The sequence below is a fragment of the Georgenia halophila genome, from assembly GCF_039541595.1.
This window is the reverse complement of sequence record NZ_BAABGN010000015.1, coordinates 23925-43664: the sequence shown is the minus strand read 5'-3', so window position 1 is coordinate 43664 and position 19740 is coordinate 23925. Positions and strand designations below refer to the sequence as shown.

At 69.7% G+C, this 19740-nt stretch carries 18 protein-coding genes; 5 read left to right on the top strand and 13 right to left on the bottom strand.

The annotated features are described in order from the left end of the window. Positions 1-31 precede the first annotated feature (31 nt). From ABD907_RS20405 to metG, 4 genes are all read right to left on the bottom strand, one after another. Positions 32-1285, bottom strand: a complete 1254-nt coding sequence (locus ABD907_RS20405; RefSeq protein ID WP_345219115.1) for a resuscitation-promoting factor — start codon at positions 1283-1285, stop codon at positions 32-34. A 291-nt stretch (positions 1286-1576) separates the two neighbouring features. Then, complete coding sequence (locus tag ABD907_RS20400; protein ID WP_345219113.1) at positions 1577-2653, bottom strand: resuscitation-promoting factor; 1077 nt, start codon at positions 2651-2653, stop codon at positions 1577-1579. Between the two features lie 244 nt (positions 2654-2897). Then, a complete protein-coding gene (locus tag ABD907_RS20395) occupies positions 2898-3836 on the bottom strand; it encodes a TatD family hydrolase (protein WP_345219111.1) in 939 nt (312 codons plus the stop codon). 111 nt (positions 3837-3947) lie between these two features. After that, positions 3948-5762, bottom strand: coding sequence for a methionine--tRNA ligase (metG, locus tag ABD907_RS20390; RefSeq protein ID WP_345219109.1), 1815 nt, complete (start codon positions 5760-5762; stop codon positions 3948-3950). 117 nt (positions 5763-5879) lie between these two features. Between metG and ABD907_RS20385 the strand changes: the two genes are divergently transcribed. Both ABD907_RS20385 and ABD907_RS20380 read left to right on the top strand, forming a co-directional pair. Next, positions 5880-6683 carry a deoxyribonuclease IV gene (locus ABD907_RS20385; RefSeq protein WP_345219107.1) on the top strand — a complete coding sequence of 268 codons (804 nt, stop codon included), beginning with the start codon at positions 5880-5882 and terminating at the stop codon, positions 6681-6683. Between the two features lie 107 nt (positions 6684-6790). Continuing rightward, on the top strand, positions 6791-7402 hold the full coding sequence (locus tag ABD907_RS20380; protein WP_486334147.1) for an isochorismatase family protein: 612 nt from the start codon (positions 6791-6793) through the stop codon (positions 7400-7402). 10 nt (positions 7403-7412) lie between these two features. On the opposite strand, the gene ABD907_RS20375 is transcribed toward ABD907_RS20380, so the two are convergent. Beyond that, positions 7413-9674 (bottom strand): Ig-like domain-containing protein, encoded by a 2262-nt coding sequence (locus ABD907_RS20375; protein WP_345219102.1) that lies wholly within the window; start codon positions 9672-9674, stop codon positions 7413-7415. 272 nt (positions 9675-9946) lie between these two features. Between ABD907_RS20375 and ABD907_RS20370 the strand changes: the two genes are divergently transcribed. Continuing rightward, positions 9947-10777, top strand: coding sequence for a GntR family transcriptional regulator (locus ABD907_RS20370; RefSeq protein ID WP_345219101.1), 831 nt, complete (start codon positions 9947-9949; stop codon positions 10775-10777). A gap of 31 nt (positions 10778-10808) precedes the next feature. Here ABD907_RS20370 and ABD907_RS20365 read toward each other — a convergent pair whose 3' ends face one another. From ABD907_RS20365 to ABD907_RS20355, 3 genes are all read right to left on the bottom strand, one after another. Beyond that, positions 10809-11411 (bottom strand): GNAT family N-acetyltransferase, encoded by a 603-nt coding sequence (locus ABD907_RS20365; protein ID WP_345219098.1) that lies wholly within the window; start codon positions 11409-11411, stop codon positions 10809-10811. A 157-nt stretch (positions 11412-11568) separates the two neighbouring features. Beyond that, positions 11569-12432: a phosphogluconate dehydrogenase C-terminal domain-containing protein gene (locus ABD907_RS20360; RefSeq protein ID WP_345219096.1), complete on the bottom strand. Its 864-nt coding sequence runs from the start codon at positions 12430-12432 to the stop codon at positions 11569-11571. Next, a complete protein-coding gene (locus tag ABD907_RS20355; protein WP_345219095.1) occupies positions 12429-13298 on the bottom strand; it encodes a sugar phosphate isomerase/epimerase family protein in 870 nt (289 codons plus the stop codon). Before ABD907_RS20355 ends, ABD907_RS20360 begins: the two co-directional genes overlap by 4 nt. Before the next feature lie 114 nt (positions 13299-13412). Here ABD907_RS20355 and ABD907_RS20350 point away from each other — a divergent pair, with 114 nt between their 5' ends. Continuing rightward, a complete protein-coding gene (locus ABD907_RS20350) occupies positions 13413-14183 on the top strand; it encodes a FadR/GntR family transcriptional regulator (protein WP_345219093.1) in 771 nt (256 codons plus the stop codon). A 28-nt stretch (positions 14184-14211) separates the two neighbouring features. On the opposite strand, the gene ABD907_RS20345 is transcribed toward ABD907_RS20350, so the two are convergent. After that, positions 14212-15069, bottom strand: a complete 858-nt coding sequence (locus ABD907_RS20345) for an NAD-dependent epimerase/dehydratase family protein (RefSeq protein ID WP_345219091.1) — start codon at positions 15067-15069, stop codon at positions 14212-14214. 179 nt (positions 15070-15248) lie between these two features. Here ABD907_RS20345 and ABD907_RS20340 point away from each other — a divergent pair, with 179 nt between their 5' ends. Beyond that, positions 15249-16304 (top strand): sugar-binding transcriptional regulator, encoded by a 1056-nt coding sequence (locus ABD907_RS20340; protein WP_345219090.1) that lies wholly within the window; start codon positions 15249-15251, stop codon positions 16302-16304. On the opposite strand, the gene ABD907_RS20335 is transcribed toward ABD907_RS20340, so the two are convergent. From ABD907_RS20335 to ABD907_RS20320, 4 genes are all read right to left on the bottom strand, one after another. Continuing rightward, positions 16258-16926, bottom strand: a complete 669-nt coding sequence (locus tag ABD907_RS20335) for an aspartate/glutamate racemase family protein (RefSeq protein WP_345219088.1) — start codon at positions 16924-16926, stop codon at positions 16258-16260. The two genes, ABD907_RS20340 and ABD907_RS20335, sit on opposite strands and share 47 nt — an antisense overlap. A 9-nt stretch (positions 16927-16935) precedes the next feature. Then, a complete protein-coding gene (locus tag ABD907_RS20330; RefSeq protein WP_345219085.1) occupies positions 16936-17859 on the bottom strand; it encodes a carbohydrate ABC transporter permease in 924 nt (307 codons plus the stop codon). A gap of 1 nt (position 17860) precedes the next feature. Next, positions 17861-18742: a carbohydrate ABC transporter permease gene (locus tag ABD907_RS20325; protein ID WP_486334146.1), complete on the bottom strand. Its 882-nt coding sequence runs from the start codon at positions 18740-18742 to the stop codon at positions 17861-17863. Positions 18743-18825: 83 nt separating this feature from the next. After that, complete coding sequence (locus tag ABD907_RS20320; RefSeq protein ID WP_345219083.1) at positions 18826-19686, bottom strand: ABC transporter substrate-binding protein; 861 nt, start codon at positions 19684-19686, stop codon at positions 18826-18828. Positions 19687-19740 lie beyond the last annotated feature (54 nt).

Here is a 19740-nt window from a genome sequence, read left to right as displayed (position 1 = left end):
AGTACAGGCGGCCCTCAGTACAGGCAGGCCCTCAGTACAGGCCGAGCTGGGACGCGCAGTGCGGCCACTGCCCCCAGCCGGCACGTGCCTGCAGCGTCTGTGCGCGCATCGTCTGCTCGGAGGCCGAGGCCTCGGTCGGCAGGCCGGTGCCGCCGACCGACTGCCAGGTGCTGATGCTGAACTGGTAGAGCCCGTAGTACGTGCCGCTGGCGCTGACCGCCTGCGGGTTGCCGCCCGACTCGCACTGGGCGAGCGCCGCCCAGACGCCGCCGGAGACACCGCCGGAGTCGGCGGAGCCGGAGCTCGAGTCAGACGAGCCCGACGAGCTGGACCCGGACTCGGACGGGGACGGCGAGCTGGGCGCCGGCGCCGGCTCGGGCTCCGGGGCGGGCCGCTCGGCGGTGCCGACCGCGATGATCCGGTCGACCGGCTCGGTGGTCACCTCGTTGCTGACGAGCGTGGACGTGCGCTCCTTGCCGCCGACGGTGATGGTGGCGAACGTGCGGGTGCGCTCGCCGGGAGCGCCTTCCTGTACGACCCGGGTCTCCCCCTCGTAGAGGGAGCTGTCGTTCCGCTCGACGGTCTCGAAGTCGATCGGTTCCGTCTCGGTGCGCTCGCCGTTGACGACGCGCGTCACGATCACCTGGACGGTGCCGTCGTCGGCGGACGCGATGTCGACGTGGTCCTTCTTGTTCAGCTCCACGTCCGCCGCCTCGAGAGCGTCGGCAACGTCGGCGGAGCCCTCGAGCTGGACACGGGAGGTCTCGCCGTCGGCGACGACCTCCGCCTCGCCGTCGATGACCAGCGGCAGCTCGAGCGCGGTCCGGTCGAAGGACCTGGAGGCGGTGAGAGTCACGTTGCGGCCGGACTCGAACTGGCGCGAGACGATGTCACTCTGCGTCATGGCCGTGGTCCAGATCTGGCGTGGCTCGCCGTCGACCTCGACGGTGACCTGGCGCGCCGTACGCACCACGATCTCGGCGTCGTCCGACAGTGCCGTGTCGCCGCCGGGAGCGAGCAGGTCGTGCGGTCCGATCTCGATGTTCTGGTCCGCGAGCAGTCCGTCCACCGACCCGGCCCAGGTCGAGACGGTGCGGGCCTGACCGTTGACCTCGACCTCGACGGTCTTGTGAGCCTGCGCGGCGACGGCGCTAGCAGCGATCAGTACGGGCACCAGGCCAAGGAGCAGCCAGCGAAGGCCACGTCTGTTACCTGTGGTGCCCTCACCGCGTCGGCCGGAGGGTGTGTTGTCGGTGGGGGGTCCGAGGACGTTGGTGTCGCTCAACGCGAGTCCTTTGGTCGTGCCACCCGGGTACGGGAAGTGACGACGGGCGAAGAGGAGGGATCCTCGCGTGCGCTCACGCACAGCCCGACGACCGGTCCGATCCGGCTGTCGAAGTCGATGTGGGGTCCGCCGAGGCGGCCTCGAAAACTGTAATTGAACTGTGATCCACGGTCTATGTGTGTTGCCGCACAACGTGTGCTATGGCACCGCCGTCACCCTGCGCCCGGGAGGGGTCAGCGTGCACCCGGGATCGAGAGCGGCTCAGTACCAGCCGGCTTAGTACCAGCCGACTCAGTACCAGCCGACGCTCTGGCTCTGGGCCCAGGCGCCGCACGGGCTGCCGTACCGGGCGGAGATGTAGCCCAGCCCCCACTCGATCTGGGTCGCCGGGTTGGTCGCCCAGTCGGATCCTGCGGTAGCCATCTTGCTGCCGGGCAGCGCCTGCGGGATGCCGTAGGCCCCGGAGGACGGGTTCTCCGCGTGGGGGTTCCAGCCGGACTCGCGCTGCCAGAGGGAGTCCAGGCAGGAGAACTGGTCCGCGCCCCAGCCGTAGTTGCCGAGCATGGACCGGGCGATCGACCGCGGGTCGCCGGAGTAGGTGGCCGGCGCCTCCGGCACGTCCGAGCCGGAGGACTCCGAACCGGTGGATTCCGACGTCGTCGGGGGCTCCTGCACCGGCTCCATGGTGCCCACCCGCACCAGCTCGTCCACACGCTCGCTCTCGACGACGGTCGCGACGCGCTGGCGGGAGATCTCGTCGTCACCAGCGGTCAGCACGCGGAAGGTCGTGGTGGTCACGCCGTTCTGACCCTCGCGTTCGACCTCACGCTCGCCCTCGGGGAGGTTCGGGTCCTCCTCCTCGACGACCTTGTACTCGTCGACCTTCTCCTCGGTCACGTGATCGAGCCTCGCCCGGTCGACCTCGACGGTCTCGCCGGCGGGGACCGGACCGCTCAACGACGCGCTCACGACGTCGTCCTTGCCGATGACGATGTCCGCCTCGGCAAGCGCCTCGCCCAGGTCGGCGGCCGTCGTCGTGATCTCTCGCGTCTGGCCGTCGACCTTCACGGTGAACGTGACCCCGCCCTCCGCCTCGAGAGCGAGGCGACCGGCGGCCTGGGACCGTGAGGCCTCGGCGCCGCCGTCGCGCAGGTTCAGGGTGCCGGCCTCGAGCGCGGAGACATGGGTGGGTTCGCTCACCTGCGGGTCGGCTGCGACCTGGCTGACCGTGAAGGCGCCCGTCCCGATGACGACGGCGCCGAGAACGCCGAGTCGCATCGCCTTGACGACGCCGCCCGGGATGCCGAGGGCACCCGCAGTTCGGCGACGCCGCTCGGCCTGGCGCCGGGCGCGTCGGGTCCCGGGCACCGAGGAATCTGGCGCGTCGGAACTGCTGTCGCTGTGGTGCGCGGAGGTGTCGCGCGCCGAAATACTGCTAACCACGAGTCTTGGTGTCCTGTCTGGAGGGGAGACGGAGCACGCCGACCGTAACCGATCCGTTATCTCGTTGGGAAGTACAAGCCTCGATCTTTGCGGTGGCCTCGCGCACACCGACCCTGTGGAAACCTTGGCTGAACAGCGGTTGAACGCGGTCCGACGGGCGCCGGTTCGGCTACCAGGTGCCGTAGACGGTGTCCGTGTTCGCGGTGAGCCTCGCGCACGTGTCGGCGAGGTCGAGCTCGAGCTGCTCCGCGATCGTGCGGACCGTGAGCGGCATGAGGTAGGAGGCGTTCGGGTGCCCGCGGAAGGGCGCCGGGGTCAGGTACGGGGCGTCGGTCTCCACGAGGACGAGCTCGGGCGGCAGCTCGCGCAGAGCCGCGCGTCCGGCGTCGTTCGTCTTGAAGGTGACGGGGCCGGCGATCGAGGCGTACCAGCCGTGCTCGGCGCAGGTGCGGGCCAGCTCGACGTCGCCGGAGAAGCAGTGGAATACGGTCCGCTCGGGGGCACCGTCGGCCAGGAGCACCTCGACGACGGCGTCATGGGCCTCGCGGTCGTGGATCTGCAGCGGCTTCTCGAGCTCCTTCGCGAGAGCGATGTGCTCGCGGAAGGCGCGGATCTGGTGCGAGCGGCCCTCCTCGCCGGTGCGGAAGAAGTCGAGTCCGCTCTCCCCCACAGCGACGACCCGTTCGTCTCGGACGAGGTCGGCCACGCGGGCGATCGCGTCGTCGAGCGAGAGACCGTGGTGGGCGCGTACGGCGGGATCGAGCCCGTCGGGGCCGATCTCGCGGACCCCGGCGTGCAGGGGCGCCTCGTTCGGGTGGATCCCGATCGCGGCCGCGATCTGGGGGTGCTCGTGGGCGAGCTCGACCGAACCGCGCAACGACGGCACGTCGCACCCGACGGTCAGCAACCTCGCCACGCCGGCGCGTGCGGCCCGGGCGACCTGCTCCGCCGTCGTCATCGGCTCCTCACCGGGCGGGATGGCGACATCGTCGACGTCGACCGCCCGGCCGTTCTGGTCGAGAGCGGGCAGGTGCGTGTGGTTGTCGACGACGGCGGCCGGCAGCGGTTGGGGGTCCGCGGGCCAGCCGCGGTGCTTCTTCCTGCTCATACCGTTCAGAGACCGAGTCTCATTGTCGGTCTCCTCGCACTCCGCTCGTTCCTCACTCGTGCTCGTCGACCTCCAGTCTCATCGTCGGTCTCCTCGCACTCCGCTCGTTCCTCACTCGTGCTCGTCGACCTCCAGGCGGGCCAGCTCGTCGTCCACGACGCTCTCGTCGAGCTTGGTGAACACCGGTGCCGGCTTGGCGACGGGTGTTCCGGGCGTGACCGGCCGCGGTCTCCAGGAGGGGTACGCACCGCCGTCGCCGTGGTCGTAGTCGCCGGTGATGACGACGTACGGGTCACCGCCGTCGAGGTCGTCGACGTCCTCGATGCGCGGCAGCGGCGCGATCCGGCCGTCCCCACCCAGGACCCGGTCGACGTCGTTGGACGAGTGCGGCAGGAACGGGCTGAGCATGACGTTGAGGTCGTTGACGGCCTGGGCGAGGGTGTGCAGGACGGTGGCGAGCCGGGTGCGCTGCTCGGGGGCCTTGAGCGTGAACGGTGCGGTGCGGGTGACGTAGGTGTTCGCCTCGCCGACCAGCCGCATGGCCTCGCCGAGGGCGGCCCGCTGCCGGTGGCGGCCGATCAGCTCACCGACGGTGCCGAAGCCGTCACGGATGCTGTCGAGCAGTGCGGCGTCGATGTCCTCGAGCTCGCCGGGCTCGGGGATCTCGCCGAAGTTCTTCGCGATCATCGACGCCATCCGGTTGACGAGGTTGCCCCAGCCGGCGACGAGTTCGCCGTTGGTGCGCCGGACGAACTCGTCCCAGGTGAAGTCGGCGTCCTGCGTCTCGGGGCCGGCCGCGGAGATGAAGTAGCGCAGCGCGTCGGTCTGGTAGCGGGACAGCACGTCACGCACATAGATGACCACGCCGCGCGAGGACGAGAACTTCTTGCCCTCCATGGTGAGGAACTCGCTGGAGACGACCTCGGTGGGCAGGTTGAGACGTCCGAGAGCACCGGCTCTGCCTCCGATGTCCCCGGCGCCGTTCTGCGCGAGGAGCTCGGCGGGCCAGATCTGGGAGTGGAAGACGATGTTGTCCTTGCCCATGAAGTAGTAGGACAGAGCCTCCGGGTCGTTCCACCAGCTGCGCCACGCGTCCGGGTCGCCGCTGCGGCGAGCCCACTCGATCGACGCCGAGAGGTAGCCGATGACGGCGTCGAACCACACGTAGAGCCGCTTGGTGGGTTGTTCCTCCCAGCCGGGGACGGGGATGCCCCAGTCGATGTCGCGGGTCATGGCGCGGGGGCGGATCTCCTCCAGGATGTGCTTGCTGAACCGGATGACGTTGGGCCGCCAGGTGCCGGACGCCTCGCGCTCGTCGAGCCAGGTGCCGAGCGCGTCGGCGAGCGCGGGCAGATCCAGGAAGTAGTGGGTCGTCTCGCGGAACTCCGGTGTCTCGCCGTTGACCCTGCTGCGCGGTTCGATGAGGTCGGTCGGGTCGAGCTGGTTGCCGCAGTTGTCGCACTGGTCGCCGCGGGCGCCGTCGTAGCCGCAGATCGGGCAGGTGCCCTCGATGTAGCGGTCCGGGAGGGTGCGGCCCGTGGACGGGCTGACCGCGCCCTTGGTGACCTGCTCGACCATGTAGCCGTTGTCGCGCACGGTGCGGAACATCTCCTGCACGACGGCGTGGTGGTTGCGGGTCGTGGTGCGGGTGAAGAGGTCGTAGCTGAGCCCGAGCGCGACGAGGTCCTCGACGATGAGGCGGTTGTTCTTGTCGGCGAGCTCCTTGGCGCTGACTCCGGCGGCGTCGGCCGCCACGAGGATCGGCGTGCCGTGCTCGTCGGTCCCCGAGACCATCAGCACGTCGTGACCGGCCATCCGCATGTAGCGCGAGAAGACGTCTGCGGGGACGCCGAACCCGGCAACGTGACCGATGTGGCGTGGGCCGTTGGCGTACGGCCAGGCCAGTGCGGAGAGGATGCGCGTCATGGGGAGCAGCCTAGTTCGGGCGTCACGACGGATCCGTCGGCGTTCGGGTGCTGACCGCGGGGCGGGACGATGGCGGAGGTCTCCGTCACGTCACCGTGCCCGATTACGCTCGGTGCCATGACGACAGGGCCACAGATCGGTGCACACATCCACGGCGGCGATCCCATCGCCGAGGCTCAGGCCCGCGGGGCGGATCTGGCGCAGATCTTCCTCGGCGACCCGCAGGGCTGGAAGAAGCCGGTGGTCGACCACCCGGGCGGCGCCGAGGGCCTGAGGGCCGCGGCGGAGGCGGCGGGCGTGACGCTGTACGTGCACTCGCCGTACATCATCAACGTCGCGACGACGAACAACCGTATCCGCATCCCCAGCCGGAAGATCCTCCAGCAGCACGTGAGCGCGGCGGCCGAGATCGGTGCCGCCGGGGTGGTCGTGCACGGCGGCCACGTGCTCAAGGACGACGATCCCGCGAAGGGGTTCGACAACTGGCGCAAGGCCATCGACAGCCTCGACATGGCCGTGCCCGTCCTGATCGAGAACACGGCCGGCGGCAACAACGCCATGACGCGCGGCCTCGAGCGCATCGCGGGCGTGTGGGAGGCCGTGCTGCAGGCCGACGGCGGCGACACGGTCGGGTTCTGCCTGGACACCTGTCACGCCTTCGCCGGTGGCGAGGAGCTGGGCGGCATCGTCGAACGGGTCAAGGCCGTCACGGGCCGCGTGGACCTGGTGCACGCGAACGACAGTCGCGACGCGTTCAACTCCGGGGCGGACCGGCACACGAACCTGGGCTCGGGGAGCCTCGACCCCGACGAGCTCGCGGGTGTGGTGCGGGACGCCGGTGCGCCCGTGATCGTGGAGACCCCGGGAGGGGCCGAGGGGCAGGGTGCGGACATCGCCTGGCTACGCGCACGGGTGGCCTGAGGGCCGGCTGCCCGCGGCATCCGTCACGCGTGCCTCCACGGACCACGCCCGACGGCGGACAATGGTGAGACGTCCCGGCACCGGAGCGGGACGGGGACTGGAGGACGATCGTGAGTGACACGGACACCGCCCCCGGCAAGCGCCTCGACGACCGCGTGCTCATCGTCGTGGACGTCCAGCCGACCTTCTGCGAGGGCGGCGCGCTGCCGTCCCCCGGCGCCAACGCCGTCGCGGAGCGTGTGAGCCGCTACGTCCGCGAGCGCGGCTCGCGGTACGCGGCGGTGGTGACGACGCAGGACTGGCACATCGATCCGGGTGGCCACTTCTCGGAGGACCCGGACTACGTCGACACCTGGCCGCCGCACGGCCTGGCGGGGACGCCGGAGGCCGAGCTGCACCCGGCGCTGGAGGGACTGACCTTCAGCGCCTCCGTCAAGAAAGGGCAGTACTCCGGCGCCTACTCGGGTTTCGAGGGCACGGACGAGGACGGACGCACGCTCGAGAAGGTCGTGCGCGACGCCGGCGTCGACGCGGTCGACGTGGTCGGCCTGGTCGAGTCGCACTGCGTCAAGGACACCTCGCTCGATGCCAGGGAGCTGGGGTTCGACACCCGCGTGCTGACGGACATGACAGTGCCGGTGAGTCCCGAGCTGGGCGCGCTGGCGCGGGAGCGGATGATGGCTGCGGGCGTGGAGCTGGTCGAGTCCGGCCTCGGGTAGAGCTGGTCGGTCAGGACCGCTCCCAGGTCGCGGAGCCGGTCGCGTCCAGGCTGGACGCCCAATAGTACCCGGGAGCGAGGATCCGCTCCGGCACGAAGGTGATCGTGTAGGGCGGCGGCAGCGCCTCGGTGGCCGTGGCAGCCGTGCCGTCCGCGCCGGTCGTCAGGTCGAACTTGCGTCCCGCGGCCCCTTCCCAGTGCCCGGACACGGTCGCCCCCGGGACGGGCTCACCGGTGACCGCGTCCACCACCGTGACCGTGGCGGTCGAGAAGTTCGCCCCGTCGGTGAAGGTGATGGCGTCGATCCGCAGCGGGGTCAGCCCCGTGCCCTCGGGTGTCGTCGCGGAGACCGGTGCCGACGGCGCGCTCGTGTTCCCGCCGGCATCGACGGCCACCACTCGCCAGTAGTAGGTGGTCCCGGGCTGCAGGCCCTCGTCCTCGACGGCGTTGGATCCGGTGGTCCGCGCGAGGGTGTCGGGCCCGGGTGCGAATCCGGCGTCGGTCGACCGGTGCACCTCGTAGTGGTCGACCAGCGTGTCGTCGGTGCTCCTGGCCCAGTGCAGATCGGCGCGCTGCCAGTCGAAGGTCTCGACACTCAGCTGCCCGGGCGTGGTCGGGCCGGCGCTGTCGGCGATCGAGTGCTGCCAACGTGTCCCGTCCGGAGACCACCGGCTGGGCAGGGCGCGGGCGGAGTCGTAGTGGTGCACCGCGACGCCGAGGAACGACGGTGAGGACTCGAACGCCGCGTACACCTGGGCCAGCTCGGCCTCCATCGCGGTACGGCCCTCCTCCTGGAAGGTGATCACCTCCGGGTCGCCGGACGCGGACAGCTGGTCGGTCTCGACGCCGATCATCACCTCCTTGCCGACGGCCGCGGCGTAGTCGATCTCGTGCTGGGCCTGGGGGATGATCCCCGCCGGGCCGGTCGCGACGTCGCGGTAGTCCATCAGCGAGATGTAGTCGGTGGTGTCGATGACGTGCCGCGCGCAGTTCTGGGTCTTCTCGTTCCAGCTGACGTCCTGGCACGAGGCGCTGTCGTCCAGCCACCGCGGGATGGCCGGACCGATGTCGAGGTTCTGGCCGGTCACCTGCTTTCGCTCCATCATCTTCGCCAGCATGTCGAGGTACTGGAGCTGGACCTGCCGGTCGGTGTGCCAGTCCGACAGAACGTGTGGCTCGATGTCGACGTTGATGCCGTCGAACTGCTCGTCCGGCGCCGACGCGATGTTGTAGTTGAGCACGTTCTCGACGAGCCGGACCGCCTTGTCGTGATGGCGGCCGTAGACCCACATCGGCGCCATGTACGTACCGGAGCCGAGCAGGGCGTGGACCCTGTAGCCACGGTCGTGCGCCCACGCGATCAGCGACCGGTACCGGTCCGGGTTCTCCAGCAGGGCGTACGCGTCGTCGTAGCGGTCGGCGTAGAGGTAGATCGTCGCGGTCTGCTGCGGAGCCAGCGACTCGTCGTCCATGAACTCGCCGAGCACCTCGCGGGCGCCGGGGTTCTCCAGCAGCCGGGCGGTGGCCGATTCCCAGACCCACATCGCCCGGTCGGACTGCAGCACCGCCGGCGACTCCCTGGTCCCGGACCCGGTCTTGACGTACGTCGTCGCCGTGGTCGTGGTGTTGCCGTCGGTGTCGATCGCCCGGGCCTCGATCGAGTGCGTCATGTCCTCGCGCGGCGCGCGCTCCAGGTACATGTATGTGCCGGGCCGCGTCCGTCTCGCGGTCTGCCACTCGCCCGCGTCGACCCGGACCTGCACCGACGCTAGCCCCTGCGCGTCGGCCGCGTCGGCGGTCACTCGCAGCACGCCGCGGGCCGTCGCCCCGTCCGCCGGTGAGGTGATCTCGACCGTGGGAGCCTCGTGAGCCGGGACCTCGACGTCGAGGTAGACCGGAGCGCCCCAGAGCCAGTAGCGAGTCTCGATCGAGGAGCACCGCACGGTCACCTCGACCTCGCCGGACAACCGGGCCGACGCCGGATCCAGAGTGTAGGACCAGGTCCCGGTGCCATCGCCGTCCGGGTCGACCGTGTGGGCGTCGAATATCGTGCCGGCGTCGAACGCCACCTGCACCCCGTACGCGTTGGTGTAGGTACCGGTGATCGTGACCGGTCCCGTCACCGGATCGCCGGAGCTCGGGCCGGTGACCTCGCAGCCGTCTGCCGGCGTGGCCGCCTGGGCCCCGGTCAGTGGTGCCGAGGGCACGAAGGCGAGAAGCAGCAGAGCGAGGGCGGAGCTGGGCAAGCGCCAGCCGGTACGGCGGATCGACATCGTTCCTCCTGGGTCGTGCAACCAAAGCCGCCCGTGCGGGACCGCCAGCGATGCGTCCAGTTGACCAGTTGCCCAACTGGTCATATGACCCGCCGGGTGGAAGAAAGGTGGCACAGCACCTCGAACGTGTCAACAGGCGCGCAGACGTGCGCAGGTCCCTTGAGTGGGAGAGCACGACTGGTCAGAGCTACGGCTGACCAGTAGTACAATCGGCGAGAACTGGTCAGCAGTTCCTCGGCCGGAACCCGCGAGTGGGAGCGTCGTACACGCACATGACAGCACCGGGAGCGATCCTCAAGCGCGAGCGGGTGCGCAGCGTGATCCTCGAGCTCATCGAGGCGCGCACGGCGGGCGAGCCGATCCCCTCCGAGCGCAGTCTGTGCGCGGAGCTCGGCGTGTCGCGGCCCACACTGCGTGCGGCCGTCGACGAGCTCGTGGCCGCCGGCCGGCTCGTGCGTGAGCACGGCCGGGGGATGTTCGTCGCGCCGGCGAAGATCACCCAGGAGCTGGTCGGCGGCCGGCAGGAGATGCGGGTGCCGCTTGCACAGGGCAGCTGGTCGAGCCGGCTGCTCGAGTTCACCCGGTGCCCGGCCGGTGCCCGGATCGGTCGCAAGCTGCGGATGTCGCCCGCCGCGGAGATCGTCTACGTCGCGCGGCTGCGGCTCGTGGACGGCGACCCGATGGCGATCGAGCACCTCCACATCCCGGCCCACCGGGCACAAGGACTGAGCGCCCAGGAGCTGGAGAGCGGCGACCTCTACGAGCACCTGCGTGAGCACCACGGAGTGCACGTGCACGAGGCGGTCCAGGTGATCGAGCCGACGGTGGCGACCAGGTACGAGGCCGAGCTGCTCGACCTGCCGGAGCTGTCCCCCGCCCTGCTCTTCGACCGCCTGACCACCGACACCGACGGCCGGCCCGTCGAGTACGTGCACTCCCTCTACCGCGGTGACCGCTACCGGATCGTCTCGCGTCTGAGCCTCGCCCCCTCGCCGTCCTCGTCGGACGCACCCGACGGCCACCATCCGGGCATCCCGCCCGGCGACTTCACGAACCGCGACCCGGTCAGCGCCTCGACCGTGGGAGTGGTCCAAGACCGCTGATCGCACCACGGCCGCGCCGTGCGCGACGACGTCAGGCCAGCTCGCGGCGCATCACCCACCGCGGGCGGTGGCCGCTGCGGCCCGTCGTCGGCGCGGCACGGTGAAAGCCGTGGGCCTCGAACAGTCGTGTGGTGCCCACGTAGCCGCTGATCACGTCGACACGTTCGCCGTCGGGAACCTCGACCGGGTAGCCCTCGACCACCTCGGCGCCGTGCTCGGCCGCGTGCGCGACCGCGCCGTCGAGCAACGCGTGCATGAGGCCGCGGCGACGGTATCCGGCGCGGACCACGAAACAGACAGCGACCCAGGCGTCACGGTCGTCCACGAAGGGGATGGTGCGGGCGTTCATCAGGCGCCGGTAGGTGCTGCGCGGGGCGACCGAGCACCAGCCGGCGGGCGTGCCGTCGACGTAGGCGAGCACGCCCGGTCCCGGCTCGGTCGCGCAGAGGTCCCGCATGTACGCGGGGCGCTCCTCGGTCGAGACGCGCGAGTCCCGGTAGGACATGCACCAGCAGCCCTTGCCGCCCGGCTTCTTGACGCCCACGACCTCGAAGAACCCGTCATAGCGGCCGACGGCGGAGCGCACCGTCACCTCCGACGCCGCCTCGGCGCCGGACTGAGGACCCGTCTGCACACGGCGACGGTAGCGGGCCCCACCGACACCGATGACGACTCGGCACACCGATGACGAGTCGGCACATCGGTGACGACTCGCGGCACTGCGGCGGGCGGTCAGCGCCGCCTCGTGGACGAAGGCAGTGGCGACGCAGTCCCGGCGTTGGGCTCGCGCGTCAGCGTTCGATCGCCTCGAGGTGCAGCATGCGTGCGAGGTTCTTGTCGAGCTCGTCGTCCCGGAAGACCCGCTTCCAGTCGTCCTTGATGATCGCCTCGCGGCCGTACTCCATCGCGATCAGGCACGCGTCGCTGAAGGGGTTGTCCCCGCGCAGTCCGTTCGCCAGAGCGACCTGGGTGTGGCCGAGGAGGATCGCACGTGCCGCCGGCTCCGGTACGCCCATCGTGTCGACCGCCTCGTCGAGCGCCTCCTTCAGGAGGTCGCCGATCATGCACGCGATCGTCTCCACGAGCGTCGGCTCGAGCTGCGCGAGCTGCTTGATCGTCACCCAGTGCACGTCGACGACCGGAGCGTAGATCGCTCGAACCGTGGCCTCGACGATCTCTCGCTTGGCCGGGTCGTCTGACTCGATCGCCGCGATCGCGTCCTGCGGGGCGGCGATGCCGCCAAACGTGTCGGCGTACTCCTCCGGCGTCGTGCGCTGGAGGAAGATCGACGGATGGCACGGGTGAGCCACCGCCTGGACGACGTCATCGCGGGTGGCCAGGAGTCCCGCGTAGGCCGCCGCCGGGTCGAGGGTGAGGACGATGGCGCCAGGTTTGAGCTGGGGCACGATGTCGGCGGTGACGGCGGCAAGGGCGAGATCGGGAACGGCGAGCACCACGATGTCGGCGTCCCGCACGGCCTCGGGTGTGTCCGTCAGCTTCCGACCGGCGGCACGAATGCGCTCCTGGCCGGCGGGGGAGCTCTCGCTGTAGAAGACCGTGTGATCGGTCTTCACGAGGTTGTCGGAGACCCGTGTGCCCATCTTCCCGCCGGCGCCGATCACCGCGATGCTGTAGGTCTGGGTCGTGGTCGTCATCGGTTGCTCCTCAGGTAGTCCAGTGCGGTGACTGTCCAGGCGATCTCCGCCTCGACGGTGGTCTTGATGTCGCCCTGCCAGGGCAGCCAGTGCTCGACGATCTCGTTGATGCCTCGCTGCTCGGGCCGTACCGCGGCGAGCAGGTGCGGGTAGTCGTGCAGGCCTTGACCCATGGGTGCCCCGCCGTACGTGAAGCCGACCCAGCCGTCCTGCCGCGCGAACGCGAAATCCTTGGCGTGCACGTTCCGGGTCAGCGGCCCGCACAGCTCGACGGCATCGCGTGGCAGCTCCAGGCCCGCGACGACGTTCGCCGGGTCGAGGCAGATTCCGAGCTTGTCGCTGCCCACGCGCTCCACGAGTGCGACGAGGTCGCGGGTCGGCACCTGCTCGTACGTCTCCAGCGCGAGCGTGGTGCCCGCGGACTCGTAGTCGGACATCGCGGCGGCAAGAAGCTCGGCCGCCTCGTCGAGGCTCGGACGGAAGCCCGGCGCGTACACCATGCTGCGAACGAGCTCGGCGTCGAACTCCTCGGCGAGGCGCAGGAAGGTCCGGAGGTGGTCGGGTGCCACTCCCTTGGTGCCCAGCTCGACGCGGATGTCCAGCCTCCTGGCAGCGAGCGCGACCTCACGGATCTCCGCGGGCGACATGGCCAGCAGCGGCGCGTAGTCGCAGATCTGGAACAGCCCCACGCCCAGCTCGGCCGTCCGCTCGAGAGCCCCGATCAACGCCAGCGGCGCCTCGGCCTGCTCGCTCTGCTGCCAGAAGAACGCGTAGCTGCCCAGACCGATCATGAGGGCGCCCGCCTCGCGCTGACCGAGGGCGGCGCGAGGCGCCTGATGTCGGCGGTGCGCCGTCGTTGCCGGCATTGCTGGTGCACAACGGCATAGTGCCAAACCGGTTGACCTCTTGCAATCAGCGCAGCACCCGGAATCGACTCCGCCGTACCCGGGGCGCGGTAATCCGGTTGATAGGTTCTCCCCATGCCCGTCTTTCGCGACGACAGCTCGGCCGAGATCGCGGCCACTCTCGGCGCGGTCCCCTCCGGTTCGGCGGTGTCGGTGGTCGCCACCCAGCTTCTCGACCTCTTCACGAGCGGTTCGATAGCACCCGGCACCCGCCTACCTCCCGAGCGCCAGCTTGCCGCGCGCCTCGAGGTGGGGAGGTCGGCCGTCCGCGAGGCCCTCGCCGCGCTCGAGATCCTCGGCGTCGTCGACGTGCGCCCCGGGTCCGGGACCTACCTGCGTGGAACAGCGAGCGAGCTGCTCCCCCAGAGCCTCAGCTGGGGAGTGCTGATCGGTGAACGCAGCACGGCCGAGCTGCTCGAGCTCCGCTCGGGTCTCGAGATCTACGTCGCGCGGCTCGCGGCCGACCGGCTGACCGACGAGCAGCTCGCCTCCCTCGCGGGCCACCTCGACGACATGCGCGAGTCGGTCGCAGAGCTGAGGACCTTCGTGCGGGCCGACCTCGCCTTCCACCGCGAGATCGCCCTGAGCGCGGACAACTCGGTTCTTCTCGACCTCCTGCAGATCGTGCGGTCGCTGCTGCGCGTGTGGGTCGATCGCGCAGTGGAGGACGAGGCGCACGCGCGCACGGCGCTCGAGGAGCACGAGGCCGTCTACACCGCCCTCGCCTCGGGCGACGGCGACCGTGCCGCCTCGACGATGGCGAGACACATGGCGACGGCGTCGGCGCGACTGGCGGCCGTCGAGACGGTCAGGGGAACGGCATCCTCGGACCCTTCGACGGCCTGACCCCCCGACGCCGCGGTCGCGCGTCCCCTCACGCCCCCGGGTCGGCGGAATACTCCCGACGCCAGTCGTGCACGGCCACGTACCCGAGTCGCTCGCGCGCCTTGTCGACCGAGACGAGGGACTCGAACTCACCGAGACCCGGCCGGACCGGCACGTCCGGGAAGTGGTGGGCGATCAGCTCCGCCGTCGGGATCGCGCTGCCCGTCTCGGGCGCCGCGACGTTGTAGACCTCGAAGCCCGGCTCCGGGTGCCTCAGCGCCAGCGCCACCGCTGCGGCACCGTCACGCGCGTCGACGTAGCTGAAGAGCAGATCCCGGCGGTAGTCGGGGTCGGACGCGCGAGCGAACGTCGCGTACTCTCCTGCCGCGACGACGTTCGTGAACCGGAGAGACGTGATGGCGAGACCCGGCGCCCATCGGGCGAGCTGCCCCCACATGGCCTCCTCGGCGACCTTGCCGAGGCCGTAGGTGTTGTTCGCCTCGGTGGTGCTCTCGTCGACCGGCAGCCGAGACGGTGGAACGTCGAACGGGAAACCCATCGCCGTGATGCTCGACGCCGTGACGATGCTGCGGATGCCGGCCCGCAGAGCGGCATGCACCACGTTGAAGCTCACCACGATGTTGTTGTGGAACGTCGCCGCGTCCGGCACGAGGCCGTTGACGGGGATCGCCGCCAGGTGCACGACCGCGTCCAACCGGTCGTAACGGGCCGTGACGCCCAGCATGCTGTCGAGGGTCTGGCCGTAGTCGGCGAGGTCGACGCGTGTGAAGCCGTCGCCCGGCGTGCCGGTGGAGTCGAGGCCCACGACCGCATGCCCCTCGGCGCGGAGCCGCTGCACGGTGGCTCGTCCGAGCTTGCCGGAACTCCCGGTGACGGCGATTCGCATGGGTTCGTCTCCCTCTTCCTTCTCGCTGGTACATCTGAATGCCGCAGGGACACCCAAAGCGGTGCATAAACTTTCGCGCGCGAATGTCAATGATACTGTGGGAAGAGAATGCGCCGAGACGGCCGGAGGAACACGCTCCGCAACATCCGGCTGCGAAACAACCAACGATCGGAGTCGTCGTGGCACCCAATCATTACGCCGCCCCCGTCGACGGCCAGATGCGCCTCCTCATCAAGGTGGCACGGATGTACCACGAACGCGGCATCCGACAGGCAGACATCGCCGAGTCGCTCCACATCTCCCAGGCCAAGGTCTCGCGCCTGCTCAAGCGTGCCGCTGCGGTGGGGGTCGTGCGAACCACGGTGATGGTCAGCCCGGGCGTCCATACCGAGCTCGAGGAACGGCTCGAGGCGCGCTTCGGCCTGCTCGAGGCCGTCGTCGTCGACGTCGAGAGCGACGACGACGAACGCGCCGTGATCGGAGCGATCGGATCGGCCGCCGCCAGCTATCTCGAGGCGACGCTCTCGGGCGGCGACCGGATCGGGACCTCCTCGTGGAGCCAGACGCTGCTCGCGCTGGTCGACCGGATGCGCCCGCTCTCCGCCCGCGGAGCCAGCGAGGTCGTGCAGCTGCTCGGCGGTATCGGGGTTCCGGAGGTCCAGAACCAGGCGCAGCGCCTCGTGGGTGAGTTCGCGCGCATGCTCGGTGCCGAGCCGGTGTACGTCCAGGCGCCGGGCGTGGTCGCCGACCGCGGCATCCGCGATGCACTGCTCAAGGACTCGTCGCTCGCCGAGGTGACGAGCCGCTGGCGCAACCTCACGATGGCGATCGTCGGGATCGGCAGCATCGAGCCGTCCGATCTCCTCGCGGAGAGCGGCAACGCGTTCGAGGCCGACGAACGGCGCCGCCTCCTGGGGGCGGGCGCCGTCGGCGACATCTGCCATCACGTCTTCACCGTCGACGGCACCAGCGTGACCGGCGAGCTCGCCGACCGCACCATCGCGATCCCGGTCCAGGAGTTCCGCGCCATCCCCCGGCGGATCGGGATCGCCGGCGGACGGCGCAAGCACGAGCCGATCCTCGGCGCCCTCAACGGCCGGTGGGTCAACGTGCTCATCACCGACCTGCGCACGGCCGAGGCACTTGCCGGGGACGACGGCCAAGAGCCGACGGATGCTGACCCGCCGCTCAGCGACGAGCAGGGAGCGACTCGACCAACTCACGCAGACGCCTGACACCCGGCTCGAGGCTGGTCAGCACCGGCACCGCCACCTCGGTCGCCGCTGCGGCGCCGGCCATCGACGCCTGGGCCAGCACGATCACGTCGCAGCCCGTGGCCGCGGCCTCGATCGCGGCCACGACCAGCCGGTCGTGCTCGGCGCGGTCCCCGGCGGACACGGCGGCGAACGCGCCATCGATGACCTCGCTGCGGATCGACGGGTCACGCCCCGCCAGGGCGGCCCGCTCACGGATCAGCCGCGTCGTGGGCTCGCACGTCGTCGGCAGTGTCGCGAGGACCGCGACGCGGTGGAAGGCTGCCGCCTCGTCCGCCATCGCCTCGTCGATGCGCAGGACGGGCACTCCGGCCTCCTCGGAGGTCTGGGCGGCAAGCTCGGAGATCGACGAGCACGTGAGCAGGATGGCCCGGGCCCCCGCGGCCACCGCCGCCCTGGCCAGGCCGGTCACGCGGTCCGGCACCGATGCGGACGCGTCGGGATCCCGGAGGTCGGCGACGATGCGGTCGTCGAGGTAGTTGATCGTGGTCGACCCTGGCAGCTCCCGCCGGACGAGCTCCATCAGCGGAGCGATCACCACCGCCCCGGTGTGCAGCATCGCGATGCGCGTGTCGTCAGCCATTCGTTCTCCCTATCCCTTGACGGAGCCGGCGGCCATGCCCGCCATGATCTTCTTGTTGAGCGCGAGGAAGACCGCGAGCAGGACGACGATGTTGATGCTCACCGCAGCGAACAGCGGTCCGTACTGGGTGGAGCCGTACTGGTCGCTGAGACTGAGCAGTCCCACCTGGATGGTCGCCAGCTCTGGCCGGGTCGTGAAGGTCAGCGCGATGAGCAGGTCGTTCCACACGCTGAAGAACTGCACGAGGCCGATGGTGAGAATCGCGTTGCGCATCATCGGCAGCCCGATGATGAAGAACGAGCGCAGCGGGCCACAACCGTCGACGGTCGCCGCTTCGAAGATCTCTCGTGGTACCGACCGGAAATACGTCGCCATGAGAAAGGTCGTGAGCGGCAGGCCCATGACGGTGTACGTGATGATGAGGGGCCAGAGCGTATTGGTGATGCCTATCTGGAAGTACACGATGAACAGGGGCACGAGAATCATCTGCCCGGGCACCATGATTCCCGCCAGGATGTACAGCAGCACACCCTTGCGCTGCTTCCACACCATCACCTCGAGGGCGTAGCCGGCCGCGACGCCGATCATCACGATGAGCACCACGGCCGGGATGGTGACCAGGATGCTGTTCAGGTAGCTGCGCCCGACGTTGCCCGTCGTGAGCGCCGTGACGTAGTTGTCGAACTGCCACGTCTGCGGGAGTGCGAGCGCCGGGTTCGAGAGGAACTCGCTCTGAGTCTTGAACGACCCGAGGATCATCCAGACCTGCGGGTACAGCACGACGACCAGAATGATCGCCACGATGATCCACACAGGGATGCGCCGGGTCAGGCGACGGACGGTCCGCATCCGCCGCGACGGCCCCTGCGGGCGTGGGGCCGAGCGGACCGGCGTCCCGGCGGTCTTCGGGTGGGTCTGGGTCTGGAGGGTCATGTCAGTCTTCCGACTTGCGTTGTGACGACCGGAAGATCGCCAGGGTGGAGACCAGGCACAGCATGGTGAGGAACAGCGCGACCGTGCTGCCGTACCCGTACTCGGCGTACTCGAAGGCCGTGCGGTACATGTACAGGGTCAGCGGCGCCGTCGAGGTCCCGGGTCCGCCGCCGTTCAGCGCCAGCAGGCTGTCGAAGACCTTCAGCGTGGCGTTCAGGCTGAAGATGATCGACGAGAGCAGGATCGGCAGGGACAGCGGCAGCACGATGTGCCGCACGAGCCGAGCACCCTTCGCCCCGTCCATGCGCGCCGACTCGATCACCTCCTCCGGGATGTCGAGCAGGCCGACGTAGAGCAGCACGGCGTAGAACCCCATGGAGCTCCAGAGGGTCATCACGATCGCGGTGATCATCGTGCCCGAGGTGGAGGCCAGCACCTCGATGCTGTCCCCGCCGAAGAAGTTGATGATGTCGTTGACCGGCCCCTGGTTCTCGCCGACGGCGACGAAGCTCTTGACCAGCAGGGCGACGGCGACGGTCGGGAGGATCATCGGGAAGAAGACGATGGTCCGCAAGAAGGTCGACCCCTTGCGCAGCACGAAGACGTACAGCAGCGCGAGGAGGTAGCCGAGCGTCACCTGGCCCACGGTGGCGACGAACGAGAAGAGCACGCTGACGCCCACGGACTGCAGGGCGGCGTCGTCCGAGAAGAACGTCGCGAAGTTCTGCAGACCCACCCACTCGAACCCCCGCAGGGTGTTGCCCTCGAAGAACGAGAGCCCGAACGACCAGGCGACCGGCCCGATCTTCAGCAGGGTGTACAGCAGGAGCGCAGGCCCCAGGAGGATCAAGATGGTCCTGCGATCTCCGAGCACCGAATTCATAAGGCAGCTCTTTCACTCACGGGCGGGTCGGCCTCCTGGCTCAGGGCTGGCCCCAGTGTTCGTGGAGACCGACCCGCGTCGGCTCAACCGGCGGCGTCGATGCTGCCCTGGAGGTCCTGCATGTAGGCCTCCGGGGACATCTGGCCGGTGGTGAGCAGCGTGATGTTGGTCGAGGCGAGCGAGTTGCTCTTGGGGTCGAAGTGGGCCTCGAACCAGAGCAGCGTCTCGTCGATCTCGGTGATGGTCTCCTGGATCTCGGCGGTGTTCGGCGAGATGTCGGTGACCTCCTCGTTGACCTTGAACCCGGAGATCACGCCGGCGTCCTGAAGGGCTTGAGCGCCGTAGTTCTCCGCGATGCACGCCGCCCAGCTGGCGGCGTCCGGGCCGAACTTCTCGGACGAGAAGACCATGGGAGCACCGGCGTTGGCCGGATACTGCTCGACGCTGCCCTCGCCGCCCTCGACCGCGGGGAACGGCATGAATCCGACGTTCTCCTGGCCGATCTGGTTGCGTTCCGGGTCGTTGATCGCGCCGAGGAGCCAGCTGCCGTCGTACGTCATCGCGGCCTCACCGGTGAGGAAGAGGTTCGACGACGCGTCACCGTCGCGGCTCGAGAATCCCTCGCCGAAGTGGCCGGCGGCAGCAAAGTCGGCGAGCGCCTGGGCGCCCGCGAGATACTCCGGGTCGGTGAGCTTTGCCTCGCCGTCACGGATCGCCGTCATGGCGTCCGGTCCGACGTTACGGAAGATGTACATGCCGAGGATGCGCGTCACCGGCCAGCCGTCGGCGCCCGCCGTGGTCATCGGCATGACCCCGGCCGACTGCAGCTTCTCCGCCGCCGCGACCAGCTCGTCCCAGGTCTGCGGCTCCTCGATGCCCTCGTCCCCGAAGATCTGCTTGTTGTACCAGATGCCCTCGATGTTGTACTGGTACGGCATCGACACGAAGCCGCCGTAGACGTTCTCCTCGGTCGAGACCGCCGCCGGAAGGACGTTGTC